This window comes from Microcoleus sp. T2B6 (assembly GCF_036700475.1).
GTDB lineage: Bacteria > Cyanobacteriota > Cyanobacteriia > Cyanobacteriales > Microcoleaceae > Microcoleus.
On record NZ_JAUBOZ010000138.1, the window covers coordinates 1 to 15858 of the forward strand.

A 15858-nucleotide genomic window follows, 5' to 3' on the forward strand; every position below is an offset into this window, starting at 1 on the left:
GACTAATGACTAATGACTAATGACTAATGACTAATGACTAATGACTAATGACTAATGACTAATGACTAATGACTAATTGTATGCAATAATACTGATATCGATCATATAAGGCAAGTAAGTCAATGTCTGTCATTGCAGTAGTAGACTATGACATGGGCAATCTGCACTCAGTCTGTAAAGGCTTGGAAAATGTGGGTGCAGTGCCAAAAATTACAGATTCTCCTGCTATAATCGAGCAGGCTGATGCGGTGGTTTTGCCGGGAGTGGGTTCGTTTGACCCGGCAATGCAGAATTTACGCTCGCGCAATTTGATAGAACCGATAAAAAGGGCGATCGCCTCTGGAAAACCTTTTTTAGGCATTTGTTTGGGTTTGCAAATTCTGTTTGAAAGTTCCGAAGAAGGCGTAGAACCGGGATTGGGCGTTATTGCGGGAAAAGTGCGCCGATTTCGCTCGGAACCGGGTTTGACAATTCCCCACATGGGATGGAATCAATTGGAACTTACTCAGCAGAATTTGCCGCTGTGGCAAAATTTACCGTCCGATCCTTGGGTTTATTTCGTGCATTCTTATTATGTCGATCCAGTTGATTTGGAAGTGCGATCGGCAATTGTGACTCACGGTAGTCAAAACGTGACGGCGGGTATAGCTAAAGACAATTTGATGGCCGTGCAATTTCACCCGGAAAAGTCTTCGAGTACGGGATTGCAAATGCTGTCAAATTTTGTCAGTCTGGTGAGGGAAAAAGTACCCGCTTAGGTGGCATGAGTCTTGAAAAAAACCCGGTAGATTGCCGAAACCGGGTTTGACATTTTTAAAAGTCTTTTTCCTTCTTCTTTCTTCCTGACATCCGTTACATCTGAGATGTTGCACCATTCTCAATTACTTGTTTAGGAACAGGCAAGATGCCTGTTCCACAAGAAAATTTACTCTTTGTGGAACAGGCATCTTGCCTGTTCTTGAGAATGGTGCAAGATGTGAGTTACATCCGTTACATCCGTTACACAATCCGTTGCCGAACTTCCTTCTTCCTAAATGACTTTAAGAATCAGTGGCAATCGCCAAATCAAAACCCTGCCGGGACTCGCAACTCGCCCTACACCTTCGCGAGTCAGAGAAGCTTTATTTAATATTTGGCAAGGGACGATCGCAGATTGCAGATGGCTTGACATTTGTACAGGCAGTGGTTCGATGGGTGCAGAAGCTTTGTGTCGTCAAGCCGCGAGTGTCACTGGCATCGAACAGTCGGCGAAAGCTTGTGCGATTATCCGCGAAAACTGGGAGAAAATAGCAGACTCGTCCCAAACATTCCAAATACTGCGGGGAAACGCGACGGCGAAGTTGGCGGCACTAGCGGGGCAGCAGTTCGATCGCATTTACTTCGATCCGCCCTACGCCAGCGACTTGTACGAACCTGTGTTAAACACGATCGCCAGCCAAGAAATGCTAGCACTCCTCGGCGAAATGGCCGTCGAACACAGCCCGGAGCGATCGACACAACCAATTTCCGGCCTAGAAATTTGCCGCCATAAAATATACGGCAATACAGCATTAACCTTCTATACCCGCAGTTGCTGAGAGGCTCAAACCGCAGCAGCGTCACTCCTGCAGGCAAAAAGAAACCGGGTTTCCTGGCGTTGGCGCCCCCGGTACTAAAAGTTTTTCCATTGCGTACAATACAAATTTTTCCGATGAAGTTAAGCTTGGTGCGTAGGTTGTCAAAGCAAGTTGCTTCAGCAATTGACGAAATAAATGGAGTTTAGGCTGAAAATAAAGACTTTCAGTTGTAACATGAACCCAAACTGTGAGTGTGAATATTCCTAAAGGAGTGAATATGGTTCAGACACCTTCGCGCCCTCGTGGCAGCGAGTTTCCGGCTGCTAACTCGGTACAGCCAGTCAAACGCGATACGATTCTGGTGGGAGATAGCCTCCCCCTGCCCAATACCAAACTCTTCGGAACAGACGGCATTCGCGGGAAAGTTGGAGAATTGCTGAATGCACCCCTAGCCCTGCAAGTGGGCTTCTGGGCTGGACAAGTTCTACGGCAAAATTCCCCCAACCAGGGGCCTGTGATTTTGGGGCAAGACAGCAGGAATTCCAGCGATATGCTGGCAATGGCACTGTCAGCGGGTTTGACAGCCGCCGGTTTAGAAGTTTGGAATTTGGGATTGTGTCCCACTCCCTGCGTTGCTTATCTGGCAAGCGTTTCGGAGTCGGTCGGCGGAGTGATGATTTCGGCTTCTCACAATCCCCCAGAAGACAACGGCATTAAATTTTTCGGCTCAAACGGCTCCAAGCTGTCGCAGCAGTTGCAGGAACAAATCGAAGCGGGAATCCGGGGGGCAAAGGTTCCAATTGCTAGCTTGGGTTTGGGACACCACTACCATCGGTCTGAGTTGGTTAAAGATTATGCCACTTCCCTCTGTGATTCGCTGCAACAGATGAATTTGGAGGGAATGCGGATAGTTTTGGATTTGGCTTGGGGGGCGGCCGCGGGTTTGGCGCCGGCGGTGTTCGCGCAAATGGGGGCGGATGTTATCTGTTTGCACGACTCTCCTGATGGCGATCGTATTAATGTTAACTGCGGTTCTACTCATCTCGACAGTTTGCAAGCGGCTGTTTTGGAACACAATGCCGATTTGGGCTTTGCTTTTGACGGCGATGCCGATCGAGTTTTGTGTGTTGACAACCAAGGTCGAACGATTGACGGCGATTACATTCTTTATCTGTGGGGCCGGCAGTTACGCGACTCCGAACAGTTACCATCCAATTTAATTATTTCTACTGTAATGGCTAACCTCGGCTTCGAGCGAGCTTGGGAAGAATTGGGGGGCAAACTAACTAGAACCAACGTGGGAGATCAGTACGTTCACGCTGAAATGCAGCGCACTGGTGCGATGTTGGGCGGCGAACAGTCTGGACACATTCTTTGTCCGCATTATGGTGTCAGCGGCGACGGTTTGCTGACAGCTTTGCATTTGGCTTCGCTGGTGCGCCAGTCCGGGCAATCTTTGGCACAATTGGTAAGTGGCAGTTTCCAAACTTATCCGCAGTTGTTGCGAAATATTCGGGTGGACGATCGCGAAAAACGCCTGAAATGGCACGAGTGCGAGGAAATGCAAAGTGCGATCGAACGTGCTACAACAGCAATGGGAGAACAGGGACGGGTTTTGGTTCGCGCTTCTGGCACTGAACCGCTAATTCGAGTTATGGTGGAAGCGGCCAGCGCCGAATTGGCTAATTTCTGGACTGAAAATTTAGTTTTAGCAGTTCAGCAACACATAGCTATCTGATGGAAAGGGGGAATTCCTAAAACTTTTGAGTTTTGAGTTTTGAGTTTTGAGTTGAAATCTTTTAATTCAAAATTCATAAATCAAAATTTCTAACTATTAATTTCGAGTTTTAATCAACTTCTCCAAAAATAACGAGTGGGGCAGGCATCCTGCCTACCCTTAACTTTATTTTCACTCAATTGTGTGATGATGATTTCTGTTGTGATACCCACCTACAACCGCGAGCAGCCCCTGCGAGAGACATTGGCTGATGCGATTGGGCAAAATTACCCGAATTTTGAAGTGCTGGTAATCGATCAAACTCGCACCCACGAATCGGAAACTCAAGTTTATTTAGAGGAATTGGCAAATGCTGGCCAAATTCGCTGGTTTAGAGTAGATTGGGCGAGTTTGCCTGGTGCTCGAAATTATGCAGTGCGGCGCGCAGTTGGAGAGATTATTTTATTTATTGATGATGATGTACAATTGCCAGATGGTTTTTTGGCGGCTCACGCTGACAATTATTTAGAAAAACCCGATGTGGGATGTGTGGCGGGCAGGGTTTTTGACAGAATGAAACTGGATAATTCTGGAGGCGATTTGGCGATCGAATATTTGCCATCAGAAGCTATGGATGCGGGGATTGCCTGGTATTTTATCGATTTGGTGCATACAGTAAAACCGCAGCAGGTGCTCTCGGCTAGAGGCTGCAATATGTCATTTCGCCGACAGGTTTTTGCCGAATGCGGGCTGAGGTTTGACGAGCGGTTTGCAGGGAGTGCGGTGCGGGAGGAGTCGGATTTTTGTTTGAGATTGCGATCGACTGGCATGAAAATTTGGTACGATCCCAATGCGTCTTTAGTTCACTTGGGGGAAGAGAGCGGGGGCTGTCACGATGTCAGCACGCGATCGATCGAGTATCAAGTCACATTTTATCACAACCATTTCCTCATGGGATTGAAAAATTTAACAGCCTTTCAATGCCTGCGATTTTTTGCCAAACTGTTTGACTGCCACGTTTGGGGAAATCCACCTTGTTATAAAAGCCACTCGCCCATTAAAATTATAACTAGATTTGCTTTTTATATCCTGGGTTTTCTCAGTGCTATAAATACACTAATTCAATCTCTGTGGAATGATGGACAAACTTACACCCATCAAGACAAGATTAACGCTCAATAATTCCCAATTCCCAATTCCCAATTCCCCATGCCCCATTCCCAATGCCCAATGCCCCATTCCCAATGCCCCATGCCCCATTCCCAATGCCCAATGCCCAATGCCCCATGCCCCATTCCCCATTCCCAATAAATGAGAATTCTCGTGGCTAGTCACACCTATATTGTGGACATTAATCGGGAAAAATTCAAGATATTAGCCAACCTAGAACCCGATATTGAAGTAACAGTTGTAGTGCCGCAGCGTTGGAAACCGGGAGGCGTACAAAATAAAATTATAGAAACGCAATTTTATGAAAAAGGCTCATTTAAAGTAGTCCCAGTTTCCAACTTTAGTCAAAACAATCAAGGGTTACTAACTTTTGGTATAGATTTAATTGAAGTTCTGCAAAAAATTAAACCGCAGATAATTCAAGTTGAACAAGGTGCAAAATCTCTTGCTTGCGCTCAGTTAATCTTACTCAATAAACTCCTAAAACTGCAAGCAAAAAATATATTATTTACTTGGTGGAATCTGCCTTATCAATTGAAGTGGCCCGTTTCAGTCTTAGAAAATTACAATCTTCAGCACACCGACGGAATTATTGCAGGCAACCTAGATGGAGCTAAAATTTTGCGGCAGCGGGGCTATCAAGGTGCGGTAAAAGTAATGCCACAACTCGGCGTAGATGAAACTTTGTTTCGCCCCACTGGTAAAGACGCTGATTTATCGCGCAGCTTTGGCATTAAACCGACCGATTTTGTGGTAGGATTTGTAGGTCGATTTGTCGAAGAAAAAGGATTGTTGACTTTAGCTGAAGCCTTGGCAGGGTTGAAAAAAATCTCTTGGAAGTGGCTGTTAGTAGGACAAGGAAAATTGCGGAAGCACCTCGCCGAAAAATGTATTGAAGGGGGAATCAGCGACCGAATAATCTGGGTAGAAAGCGTTTCCCACGAAGAAATTCCCCCTTACATTAACTTAATGAACTGTTTGGTATTGCCCTCGCAAACCAGCTATAAATTCAAAACTCTGACCACGGTGGGCTGGAAAGAACAATTCGGTCACGTTTTAATTGAAGCGATGGCCTGTCACATTCCGGTTATTGGTTCCGACTGCGGGGAAATTCCCCACGTCATCGGCGATGCGGGGTTATTATTCCCAGAAGGAAATGCAGGGGTTTTGCGAGAGTGTTTGCAGAAATTGATGGAGCGGCGGGAGTTGGCGGCCGATTTGGGCGATCGGGGTTATCATAGAGCGATGAGCAATTATACAAATAAAGCTTTAGCTGAGCAGTTATTGGACTTCTACAAAGAATTGTTGTAACTTTTAGCAGTATAATGCAAGTGTTAAATAAAAACTGTAGTAAATGTCTATTCCTTCCGAGATACGCTCTTTGGTTGACGAACTCTACCAGGTACTAGACGATAGCGATCGCCAAGCAACGCAGGGACTTTTTGCACTTAGAAGAGCAATGTCTCTTTTTCCCCAGAATGAAATACTGATGCAATACTTTTCTTCGATCAGTAATTTTCAATTCTGCGTATCAGGTGTTCGCTTACAAGCAGAGCACATTGTGGGCAATGTATTGATGGCTGGTGTGCCCGATGAAGATGTTCAAAAAGCAGGAGATTATTTAGCAGCCTTGCTACATATGGCTCCTGAATCGAAAATTATGATAGACAAAGTAGTTGAGAGATTAGAAGCATTGCCATGAAACAATTACCAGATGAAAGCCAACTCCTGGAAATCCTGGAAATTGTGAAAGCCGCGGAAGCAAAAGCCAGTGAAATGTATGAATTTTCCAAGACAATGGCTCACAATACCCAAATTACAGCAACAAAGAGAGAGGAAGCTGAACAGCTAGACGGGCAGCCTTTTGCAGATAATTAAATTTGTAATGGGAGATGTTGGTATGTTGATTTAAATAACTATCCCCCATGCGGATTCTCCAAATTATCCCCTCCATTTCCCTCGTCTACGAAAGTTGCAGGGCTTACGCATGGGGCGGCTAGAAACCCGGTTTCTACAACTTTCTCCCTCATCAATCAGGAAGAAAACTGTTAAGTTCTTCGACTAGCAAATGTACTGTTGTTGAAGGATTGTCCGTTTCAGGATTGGGGCGATCGTATTCCTGTAAAAGCCGTTTTGCGTGTTTAATTGCATCCTGCTGTCTGTCTTTTAGTTCCTCATAAATCGTCTCGCTGTTTTTCTTATACTCGTGTCCCAATAACTTGGTTAGCATATTTTGATAATCCTGGCGAGAAATTCCCGTATTATAAAAATGGAAGTGCAGCAAATACCACAATTCAAAAGCATCATTTGAATAAGCTACGTCAATGCCGTTATTTCTTGCAAGAGTTATGGCTGAATTAAAATTTTGCGAGTCGTTAGGATTTTTAGGGTTTTTATCGCGATCGAACACGCACCAAAATCGGTCTTTTTCGTCGGATTCTGTGTCGTTTTTTAACTCAATAGCTTTTTCTACTAAACTCTTCGTATTTTTTCCTTCTCCTTTGATATCCAGCTTAATTACATTTGTGTCTACCGGGAAACTTCTAAAATAGTTGGGTTCTGTTTTCTCACCTTCGCACACGATTAAAAACCATCTTCTAGTTTTAACCTTTCTATTGTAGTAATCAATATTTGTTTTTCTAGACGAACTTTTTTTATTCATGAAGTTCACCTATTAGTTCTTTAAAATTACCAATAAAAGGGATAGCGCCATACTTGCCGATAATGTAATCGCGCTCGAATGAGGCATCTTTTCCGACTTTATACTCTACCAAAGAGTACAAATCAGTAGCGCCTTTGTTGTCTTTTTCGGTAAACCATATTTGATCTTTGCGAAAACTTTTACTACTGAGCAAGTTTGTGTCGTGTGTAGTGAATATAAGCTGTGCGTTGTGCGGATTAGTCTCGTTAGAATTGAATAAGCAGATTAATTCGCGAGTAATCAGCGGATGTAGTCTGGCATCAAGTTCATCAATTAATAAAATTTTTCCTGTTCTTAAAGTATCCAGGAGAATGCCTGCTAATGCAAATAGTTTGTTTGTCCCCTCGGATTCGTGCGTTTCGATATCAAATAATTCTATAGCAGCCTGTTTCCCATCAGCATCATATTTCCGGTGAACTGTTTTCACGCCTACTTCATATATACCGAACATAGCGGTTTTCTGGGAAATATACTTTTTGATTTGAATATCAGCAATCCCTAAGTCTAATTTCTTGATAAATTCAATAATATCATGTCTGTGGCGATCGTTCTCAAAAGACTCTAAAGTTTCCTCGCGGTATTGTGTATCTTGCAAGCCTGATATCAATTGCAAAGTTTTACTGAACCACAGCAATATTTTGCCAGAAATTTTACCATTAAATTGTGCGACTACAGAAAGAAATAAAGCATTAATTCGGGTTTTATCGCTAATGCCTTGTCCCTCTGGGAAATCATCTAATATATAATTATCAAAATCCCGTTCAAAAATCATTTTTTCTTCACTGTCATCGGCTTGAAATAGCCACTCAGAAACAACTTCCCGCGCGTTCACCTCAAAACCGTACCTAAAAGTTTTGTCTTCTAGTAGAAAAACGATTTCAAAGAAAGACGGCTCTTTTTCTGTCTCCGTACTTAGCCTGAATGCTTCAATATCGATCGCGTCTGAAACTTGCGTTTCTTTGGATGAGTTGAGGACAAACCATTTCATAAAGTTAATAGCAGCAACAATGTTGCTCTTACCACTGGCGTTAGCTCCATAAATAGCAGCACTTTTGAGTAAGCTTAACTTATCATTAATTGGGAATACATTATTTTCATCCAGCTCTTTGTCTTCCTCAGTAATTGACGAAGCTACCAGGCTGAGGGTGACAGTTTCTTTAAAAGATTTGTAGTTGCCGACGCTGAATCCAATCAGCATAACTTGCCTCCGATCGCCTAAATTAGTATAACGTGCAAATTTTGCAATTCTTTCTATAATAACACAACCAGCTACCTCAGCTAACACCAAGTGCTAACCATGCGAATTCTCCAAATTATCCCCTCAATTTCCCTCGTCTACGGCGGGCCGAGTCAAATGGTACTCGGACTTTCTGCGGCCCTCGCTTCCCAAGGTATTGATGTCACAATTATCACTACAGATTCTAACGGAGATATCGGTCAACTTCCTTTAGATGTTCCTTTAAATCAACCAATACAACAAAACGGCTATCAGATTATTTATTTCCGCTGTTCTCCGTTTCGTAGATATAAGTTTTCTCTCTCGTTATTGCAGTGGTTGAATGAAAATGCGCGACAATTTGACCTCGCTCACATTCACGCTCTTTTCTCGCCAGTAACTACCCTCGCTGCTACAATTGCTAGATATCACAATTTGCCATATATTATGCGTCCCTGCGGTATGCTTGACCCCGCCGACTTGCAGAAAAAAAAGCGCTTGAAACAGATTTATGCCACGCTTTTAGAACGCCCTAATTTAGCAGGGGCAGCAGCAATTCACTTCACAAGTAAAGAAGAGGCTAAAATCTCAGAAAGATTTGGTTTGGGTAGCACAGGCAAGATGCCTGTGCCACGGGATTTGGACTGCACAGGCAAGATGCCTGTGCCACAGGAGTTGGACTTCACAGGCAAGATGCCAGGGCCACGGGATTTGGACTCCACAGGCAAGATGCCTGTGCCACTGGATTTGGACTCCACAGGCAAGATGCCTGTGCCACGGGATTTGGACTTCACAGGCAAGATGCCTGTGCCACTGGATTTGGTGATTCCATTGGGGGTGACAGCAGGTTTGTTTCCTAAGAGATTGCGGGAATCTGAAGTGCCAATCATCTTATTTATGTCGCGAATTGAACCGAAAAAAGGGCTGGATTTGTTAATTCCAGCATTAGAAAGTATTTTGGCATCGGGCATGGAGTTTCACTTTATTTTAGCTGGTTCAAATCCCCAAGATGCTGATTATGAAACACAAATTAAAGTACAAATTCAGAATTCACGCTTAGCAAAATACACAACAATAACTGGCTTTGTGAGCGGTGATTTAAAAGTTGAACTATTGACAAAAGCCGACTTATTTGTATTGCCTTCTTATTACGAAAACTTTGGCATTGCTGTAGCAGAAGCGATGGCCGCCGGTGTACCTGTCGCGATTTCCGATCGCATACATATTGCGGAAGACATACAGCAAGCAGAAGCTGGTTGGGTGGGGCCTTTGGAAGTAGGGGCGATCGCCAATTCAATCAAATCAGCACTTCTCAATCCACAGGAATGCCAACGCCGGGGATTGAACGGCCAAGAGTATGCCAAAAAGCATTATAACTGGGAGGCGATCGCCCAACAAACCATCGATGCTTACCAGCAGATTTTGTCATCTATAGCAGAAGGAAGAAGCAAGAAGGAAAAAGCAAGAAGGAAGAAGCAATAAAATCCATCATTTCAGCCATTAACAACGTCCTAACCGTCTTGGCGGTTCCTATATTGACTAATGCAACAGCCATTTACCTTTTACTTCTTCTCCTGCTGCGAGTTCTTGTGCTGCTGCTATCAGAATATGCAGGCAATATTTTTTCAACGCTGCTATTGCTTTTAACATCAGTAGACTCAGAGTTTGAGGTAGCAGTCGGGGATTTTCTTCTAATTATAATCGGAACATTAACAGAGCGACCGCAGGGTCTGCCGAAGGAGTCTATGTTCCTTCGATAATCGCATATTGCAGACTCTGCACTCGGTTCTTGACAATCATTAATAAAGCTTTGCGCTAATTTGTAATTATTTCCGTCTCCCTGCTTTAAGAAAAGTTCTCCCGCTTGTTGAAAATCTGATACGGCTGGCGATTTTGTTCCCAACATACAGCGAATAGCACCTCGTTCCAAATAAGCCAAAGCATAATTAGGATTAACGCGAATAGCTTGTTCGTAATCCCCGAGCGCCTGTTGCTTGTTTCCCAATTCATAGTATGCTTGAGCGCGACCGAAATAAGCTTCTGCCAAGTTAGGATTAAATTGCAGCGCTCGCTCGTAATTGTAAATTGCCTGCTGCTTGTTTCCCTGTTTTGACGTAGCAATCCCCAATCCGAGGTAAGCTTGAGGTATGTTGGGATTCAGCGTTAAAGCTTGAGTAAAATTTGCGATCGCCCCCGGAACATCTCCCTTTTGAACTTTCAAAGAACCTTGGTTGCTAAAATTTGCAGCTTTTTGAGAGATCGCAACTCTTTGACTGATCACAGCGTGATTGGCTCGGTAATTAGATAACTTATTTTGAGCTAGATTATAAACAGGTGTACGTGAATCTATCGCTTCTAAAAGTGCGATCGCCTGTTGCCATTTACTTTGCGACTGCTGCCAAACTTCGATCGGATGAGGCGGTTTTTGCACAACCACAGCAGCTTCCATCGCCAATTTTTGAGCCGTTGCTAGACTTTCTGCCGCCTGTAAGTTTTGCTGTACAGGAACCAAACTCGGGCGCAGTTTAAGCAAATCAGCTCTAGCTTGTTGATATCCAAAGCCGGGAAAGTTAGGAATTTTATCTAAATTCGCGATCGTTTCTTTAAGTCGTTTATCGAAACTTCTGAGCAGATTTACATCGGTGGCTTTCCCTGCATTCTGCGTTTCCACTGCCAGTATTTTCGCTTGCTTCAGCGTTTCATTTCCCGATCGCATAAACGCGATCGTCCCTACACTTGTTCCCAACACCAAAACCCCTAAACCTGCTAATAAAGCTGCGGGTATTTTGCGACTTCGCGAATTATTATTAACTTGATTGTTAATTCGTGATGGCTGTACCCTTCGAGTCTGACGAGAGTGTTCCGCTTCCGGTTCTGAATCCACCTCCAAATCCCAAGCCGGCAACTGCAAATCATCTGCTGCTGTTCCCGCTGTCAACTCGCTACTCATGGGAGAAATATTATTGCTATTTCCGCTGTAATACTTGTCCACCAAACTCTGCAATCCTGCCTGATATCCTTCTCCTACCGCCTGAAATCTCCACTGTCCATTCTTTTTATACAAACGACCAAACTCTACAGCACTCTCTCGCGAAAAATTCTCTTTTAATTCATACCGAACCAGTTCGCTTCCCGTATCCAAATTGGTAATTTTGATAAAAGCATTTTTGATCTCGCTAAAATTGGCTTTAATTTTATCTGCTTCATGAATAGTGACCGCAAAAGTTATTTCCTCAATTTCAGGATTAATTTTCTCTAAAATAATGCCGTAAATAGTCTTCTTTTCTTGACCTCGGTTATTTTTGTCAGGAATCGATTGCAGCACCGAACCGTCACAGGATTGCAGATTATTGTAAAAGATAAAATATTTATCGTTAGGTATTTTGCCGTCAGCACCTAGCATAAAAGCAGAGACATCAATCTCGTAGCTTTGTCCTGCCTCTGTCACCTGCCAACCGAGGGCGATCGCCATTTTTTTTAAACCGGGCGCTTCTTTAGAGATATTAAATCTCTCACCCTTACTTAATTGCATTGCCATCTGCTTATTTGTTTAAGATAAAAATTTATACTACTCATCTTAAGGTTAAGTGGCATAAGAAGTTCTTTAATTAATGAAATTTAACAGAGTTTCTCTAATCGCAGGCTTGATTAAAAATATCTGGTGTCTGTATCTGAATTTATTGAGATTTACTTAGAGAGAATTACCTAAGTGAAAACCGGGCTTTCTTCCCAAGCGGTTTCTACAATTGAACTTAATTTGACATTGGTTTGGAGCATTTTCAAAACAAGGTAGCAAGTTAACAAAGTTACCAAATGCTCCAGACGAGACTGTTCCGCTTCCGGTTCTGGCTTCACCTCCAACTCCCCAGCCGGGAACTGCAAATCATCTGCTGCTGTGACCGCTGCCAACTCGTGATTAATTGGAGCAATATTATTACTACTTTAGCTGCAATACTTGTCAACAAAACTCTGCAATCCTGCCTGATATCCTGCTCCTACCGCCTGAAATCTCCACTCTCCATTCTTTCTATACAAACGACCAAATTCTACAGCAGTCTCTCGCGAAAAATTCTCTTTTAATTCATACCGAACCAGTTCGCTTCCCGTATCCAAATTGATAATTTTGATAAAAGCATTTTTGATATTGCTAAAATTTGCCTGGATTTTCTCTGCTTCGTGAATAGTGACAACAAAAGTTATTTCCTCAATTTCAGGATTAACTCTTTCTAAGATAACGCCGTAAATAGTCTTATTCTCTTGACTTCGGTTGTTTTTCTCAGGAATCGATTGCAGTACCGAACTGTCAAAGGATTGCAGATTATTGTAAAAGATAAAATATTTATCGTTAGGTATTTTGCCGTCAGCACCTAGCATAAAGGCAGAGACATCTATCTCGTAGCTTTGTCCTGCCTCTGTCACCTGCCAACCGAGGGCGATCGCCATTTTTTTTAAACCGGGCGCTTCTTTAGAAATATTAAATCTCTCACCCTTACTTAATTGCATTGCCATCTGCTTATTTGTTAAACATCAAACTTTATAGCGTTAATGTTAATATTAAGTGGCACAATAACTTTTCTTCTTTAAGAAAACTTAATATTTTGTCTCTAATAGCGGGCCGGATTAAAAATATGTGCTACCGCTCTCCGAATTTAGTGAGATTTACTCAGAGAGAATTACCTAAGCAAAAACCGGGTTTTATACAAAACCCGGTTTCGGCAATTGAACTTAATTTGACTCTAATTTTGAGCATTTTCAGAACTAGGTGGCAGCGTCACAAAATTACCAAAAGCTCCAACCGTTTGATAGCTTTTTTTGCCCAGTTCAGTTGTATAAATGCTGACAACGCCTAAATTCTGACGCTGCGTTGTATTGTCGAGCAAGCTTTCGATCGTGCCCCGCTGCGAAGTCAGTAAATTCTTGCAACTGCCGATCAAAGTATCTGTAATGCCGCCCAAAGCTTTCGGCACGCGAGAATCTTTGCACACAGTGCTTTCCAACTCGTTTTGGAGTACGCTGGAAGCATAAGTTAGGTATTGATCTCTCCCAGGATTTGTAAATGCCATGCCGGCAGCCAGAAGAGTCATGGCGATCGCCACTTTTCCCACATTGCCGAAAAAATTAGAAGTTGGCTTGTTAGTATTCATTGCGTTATCAATATTCATTTTTTTTAGCCCCGTTGATTTATAAGCTTCTCTTGATTTAAACTACACCTCCTCAGAAACAGATTTCCGAAAGGAGGGGACAGTTTTTAGATTGGAGGCCCGTTGCGAGTAAGTCTCTCACTGGTTTACCTTCCTTTTACGTTTCCCCCTCCCTCAAATCCGGTAAATCTTCAACAAAACATTTAGCTGGTTCCCAGGCACAGCCTGGGGACGAGGAATTTAAACTTAGTTTCGCTTTGATTTTTGCCGATCGATCTCCCGCTGCAACTCTTCAATCTGACGACGCAAAGCCTCCGTCTCACTGTTAGGCGCTTGGGACTTGACATCAACCGCACCCTCAGCTACAGCCCGCTTGTAGTTCCCCAGCTTAATTTGGCGGTATTCCTCGGAACTTGCCCAGTCTCGCAAATACCTCAGCCGTTCCACCGGGAAAGGGTGACTCAGCATCACGCCTTGGCCGCCGTTGTAAAGTAAAAACTTATACACTTGGTTGAGATTGTCTCGATCGAGCTCTTGATAGTTGTCAGACTGGCGGATAAATTCTTGCAAACTGCATTGGTCAGCATATTTACTGCTAACTCCGGCAAGTTTCATCATCGTCTTCATCACACTGTTTAAGTCATCCGTTACCAACAAAGCCGCCCGGTCTGCCGATAATTCCGCCTTGCGACGCCACTCGTAAAAAGCGTAAATTAAACCGCTACCGACCATATTTCCCAGCCCGAAAGTCATCTCGCCAATTGTCGAGGCAACGCTCATCGCCCACGTGGCCATTTGATTTAAAGTTGGATGACCGCATTTAATGTGTCCCAACTCGTGAGCCAATACTACCCGAATTTCTGGCTCTTCCAATAAGTCTAAAAGACCAGTGTTTAATACTACATAAGGCTGGTTTTTTCCCAGGGCATAGCTGTTAACTGAGGGATTCTGAGAAACAAACAAACCCGGTTCGGGAAAAACATCTAAATCCTGCAAGCACTCCCGAAATATATGATAAATGCTGGCATATTGGCGAGGCCCGACTTGAATGCTATTTCCCATTAGGTAAACGAATTGCGGTCGTTCGTAGACAAATTCTACAAATTTGCTGGCAATTAAGTCAAATCCAGGCACGCTGCGTAACGCTTCCTCAGCTTGGCGATCGAGGGGATGCTGAAATGCTTCGCTAGAAATTCCAGTATAAGTAGGCATAGTGGTTGCAAAAGTTACATTTAAGATATCAGTAATGCCGATCGCTGCTGGTGCTAGCTGGCGCCTGACTTATCAATATTATCGCGACAAATATTGAACTGTTGTGGAACAGGCCGGAAGCTTGTTCAAATTAGCGTTAAAATTGTGGTTCTGGTACAGGCGCGATCGACAAACATCTTTCACAGTGCCTGTGTATCGCCTCACCCAAAAATTGGAACGTGCAAAAATGGCTATCCTGCAACTCGAAAACGGTACAACCTACACTCAACAAAGCGACATTACCCGAGAACTCGCTTCCTTAAACATTCAACTCAACCGCTGGCCCGTGGGTGACAGCGCTGAAATTCAAAATTTGTTAGCTAAAGATGCTCTTGACGACAATCAAAAAGAGCAAGTGCTGCAAGGCCTCGACGGCTACTTTCAACAACTCAAGGAAACGGCAGGCTATCAATCGCGAGACTTAATTGTACTGCACCCAGACATTCCCAACCTCGACACCTTGCTGTCCAAATTCAACAAGTGCCACATCCACGCCGATGATGAAGTCCGCTATATCGTAGCAGGCGAGGGCATTTTCGGCTTCGTGCGGCCCGACGGTAGCCAAGTCGAACTCACTGTGCAGCCGGAAGAATTTATCAACGTGCCGGCGAATACAGAACACTGGTTTTATTTGACAGCAGCCCGGAAAATTAAAGCGGTGCGCTATTTTACCACGCAAGAAGGCTGGACGCCGGAGTATACCGATACGGAAATTCGATCGGGCTTAGCCATCGTTTAAATATGCCAGCTAAAGATAAGTTTCATGAACTCGTCAAGACTGCCCTCCAAAATCAGGATTGGACAATTACTCATGATCCTTATCATAAGCTGTTCGACATCTAAACTGCATTAACTAAGTTACCTTTGTTTTTGATATTTCGGTTCCATTTCATAATTAATTCTCCTTCATTTAAAAGTTTATGTAACAGTGATTCTAGTTTTTCAAGGGATTCAAATAATCTATTAGCAACATATTCCTTGGCGGAATGCCATACTAATTCAACTAGGTTATAGTCAGGGCTATACTTGGGCAAAAACTCTATGATTAGATTCGGCATCTCTGACGCTATTTTCTGCAAAGTCTCTGCTTTTTTATGAAAACTAGC

At 43.5% G+C, this 15858-nt stretch carries 19 protein-coding genes; 11 read left to right on the forward strand and 8 right to left on the reverse strand.

Translation table 11 applies throughout. From position 1 onward, the window contains the following. Nucleotides 1–122: 122 nt before the first annotated feature. The 8 genes from hisH to QUA00_RS33180 all read left to right on the forward strand — a co-directional run bounded on the left by hisH (nt 123) and on the right by QUA00_RS33180 (nt 6321). Nucleotides 123–758, forward strand: a complete 636-nt coding sequence (hisH, locus tag QUA00_RS33145) for an imidazole glycerol phosphate synthase subunit HisH (RefSeq protein WP_333412697.1) — start codon at nt 123–125, stop codon at nt 756–758. A 146-nt stretch (nt 759–904) separates the two neighbouring features. Beyond that, entirely contained in the window at nt 905–1129 is a 225-nt protein-coding gene (locus QUA00_RS33150) for a hypothetical protein (protein WP_333412699.1), read from the forward strand. Further along, nucleotides 1035–1577: a 16S rRNA (guanine(966)-N(2))-methyltransferase RsmD gene (rsmD, locus tag QUA00_RS33155; RefSeq protein WP_333146293.1), complete on the forward strand. Its 543-nt coding sequence runs from the start codon at nt 1035–1037 to the stop codon at nt 1575–1577. Before QUA00_RS33150 ends, rsmD begins: the two co-directional genes overlap by 95 nt. Nucleotides 1578–1833: 256 nt before the next feature. Further along, entirely contained in the window at nt 1834–3294 is a 1461-nt protein-coding gene (gene glmM / locus QUA00_RS33160; protein WP_333412701.1) for a phosphoglucosamine mutase, read from the forward strand. Nucleotides 3295–3480: 186 nt separating this feature from the next. Further along, nucleotides 3481–4455, forward strand: a complete 975-nt coding sequence (hpsN, locus tag QUA00_RS33165) for a hormogonium polysaccharide biosynthesis glycosyltransferase HpsN (protein ID WP_333412703.1) — start codon at nt 3481–3483, stop codon at nt 4453–4455. Between the two features lie 129 nt (nt 4456–4584). Continuing rightward, entirely contained in the window at nt 4585–5754 is a 1170-nt protein-coding gene (gene hpsO / locus QUA00_RS33170; RefSeq protein WP_333320636.1) for a hormogonium polysaccharide biosynthesis glycosyltransferase HpsO, read from the forward strand. Between the two features lie 43 nt (nt 5755–5797). Next, entirely contained in the window at nt 5798–6145 is a 348-nt protein-coding gene (locus QUA00_RS33175; RefSeq protein WP_333146302.1) for a hypothetical protein, read from the forward strand. After that, complete coding sequence (locus QUA00_RS33180; protein WP_333146304.1) at nt 6142–6321, forward strand: hypothetical protein; 180 nt, start codon at nt 6142–6144, stop codon at nt 6319–6321. The genes QUA00_RS33175 and QUA00_RS33180 overlap by 4 nt, the downstream gene beginning before the upstream one ends. Before the next feature lie 151 nt (nt 6322–6472). On the opposite strand, the gene QUA00_RS33185 is transcribed toward QUA00_RS33180, so the two are convergent. Beyond that, complete coding sequence (locus QUA00_RS33185) at nt 6473–7105, reverse strand: RloB family protein (protein WP_333412706.1); 633 nt, start codon at nt 7103–7105, stop codon at nt 6473–6475. Next, the gene (locus QUA00_RS33190) at nt 7098–8342 is read right to left on the reverse strand and encodes an ATP-binding protein (RefSeq protein WP_333412708.1); all 1245 of its coding nucleotides are present in this window, start codon (nt 8340–8342) and stop codon (nt 7098–7100) included. The genes QUA00_RS33185 and QUA00_RS33190 overlap by 8 nt, the downstream gene beginning before the upstream one ends. A gap of 99 nt (nt 8343–8441) precedes the next feature. Between QUA00_RS33190 and QUA00_RS33195 the strand changes: the two genes are divergently transcribed. Further along, nucleotides 8442–9842 (forward strand): glycosyltransferase, encoded by a 1401-nt coding sequence (locus tag QUA00_RS33195; protein ID WP_333412710.1) that lies wholly within the window; start codon nt 8442–8444, stop codon nt 9840–9842. Between the two features lie 73 nt (nt 9843–9915). On the opposite strand, the gene QUA00_RS33200 is transcribed toward QUA00_RS33195, so the two are convergent. From QUA00_RS33200 to QUA00_RS33220, 5 genes are all read right to left on the reverse strand, one after another. After that, nucleotides 9916–11898, reverse strand: a complete 1983-nt coding sequence (locus QUA00_RS33200) for a TerD family protein (protein WP_333412712.1) — start codon at nt 11896–11898, stop codon at nt 9916–9918. A gap of 167 nt (nt 11899–12065) precedes the next feature. Then, the gene (locus QUA00_RS33205) at nt 12066–12269 is read right to left on the reverse strand and encodes a hypothetical protein (RefSeq protein WP_333142923.1); all 204 of its coding nucleotides are present in this window, start codon (nt 12267–12269) and stop codon (nt 12066–12068) included. A 33-nt stretch (nt 12270–12302) separates the two neighbouring features. After that, a complete protein-coding gene (locus QUA00_RS33210; protein WP_333412714.1) occupies nt 12303–12869 on the reverse strand; it encodes a TerD family protein in 567 nt (188 codons plus the stop codon). Nucleotides 12870–13096: 227 nt separating this feature from the next. Beyond that, a complete protein-coding gene (locus QUA00_RS33215; RefSeq protein ID WP_333412716.1) occupies nt 13097–13522 on the reverse strand; it encodes a DUF4359 domain-containing protein in 426 nt (141 codons plus the stop codon). Nucleotides 13523–13747: 225 nt separating this feature from the next. Further along, complete coding sequence (locus QUA00_RS33220; protein WP_333035150.1) at nt 13748–14713, reverse strand: M48 family metallopeptidase; 966 nt, start codon at nt 14711–14713, stop codon at nt 13748–13750. Nucleotides 14714–14939: 226 nt separating this feature from the next. Between QUA00_RS33220 and QUA00_RS33225 the strand changes: the two genes are divergently transcribed. Beyond that, nucleotides 14940–15491, forward strand: coding sequence for an acireductone dioxygenase (locus tag QUA00_RS33225; RefSeq protein WP_333142980.1), 552 nt, complete (start codon nt 14940–14942; stop codon nt 15489–15491). A gap of 2 nt (nt 15492–15493) precedes the next feature. Next, nucleotides 15494–15595: an element excision factor XisH family protein gene (locus QUA00_RS33230; protein WP_333412718.1), complete on the forward strand. Its 102-nt coding sequence runs from the start codon at nt 15494–15496 to the stop codon at nt 15593–15595. Here the strand turns inward: QUA00_RS33230 and QUA00_RS33235 are convergent. After that, nucleotides 15592–15858, reverse strand: a 267-nt coding sequence (locus QUA00_RS33235) for a transposase (RefSeq protein WP_333412720.1), incomplete at its 5' end; no start/stop codon positions are given. The two genes, QUA00_RS33230 and QUA00_RS33235, sit on opposite strands and share 4 nt — an antisense overlap.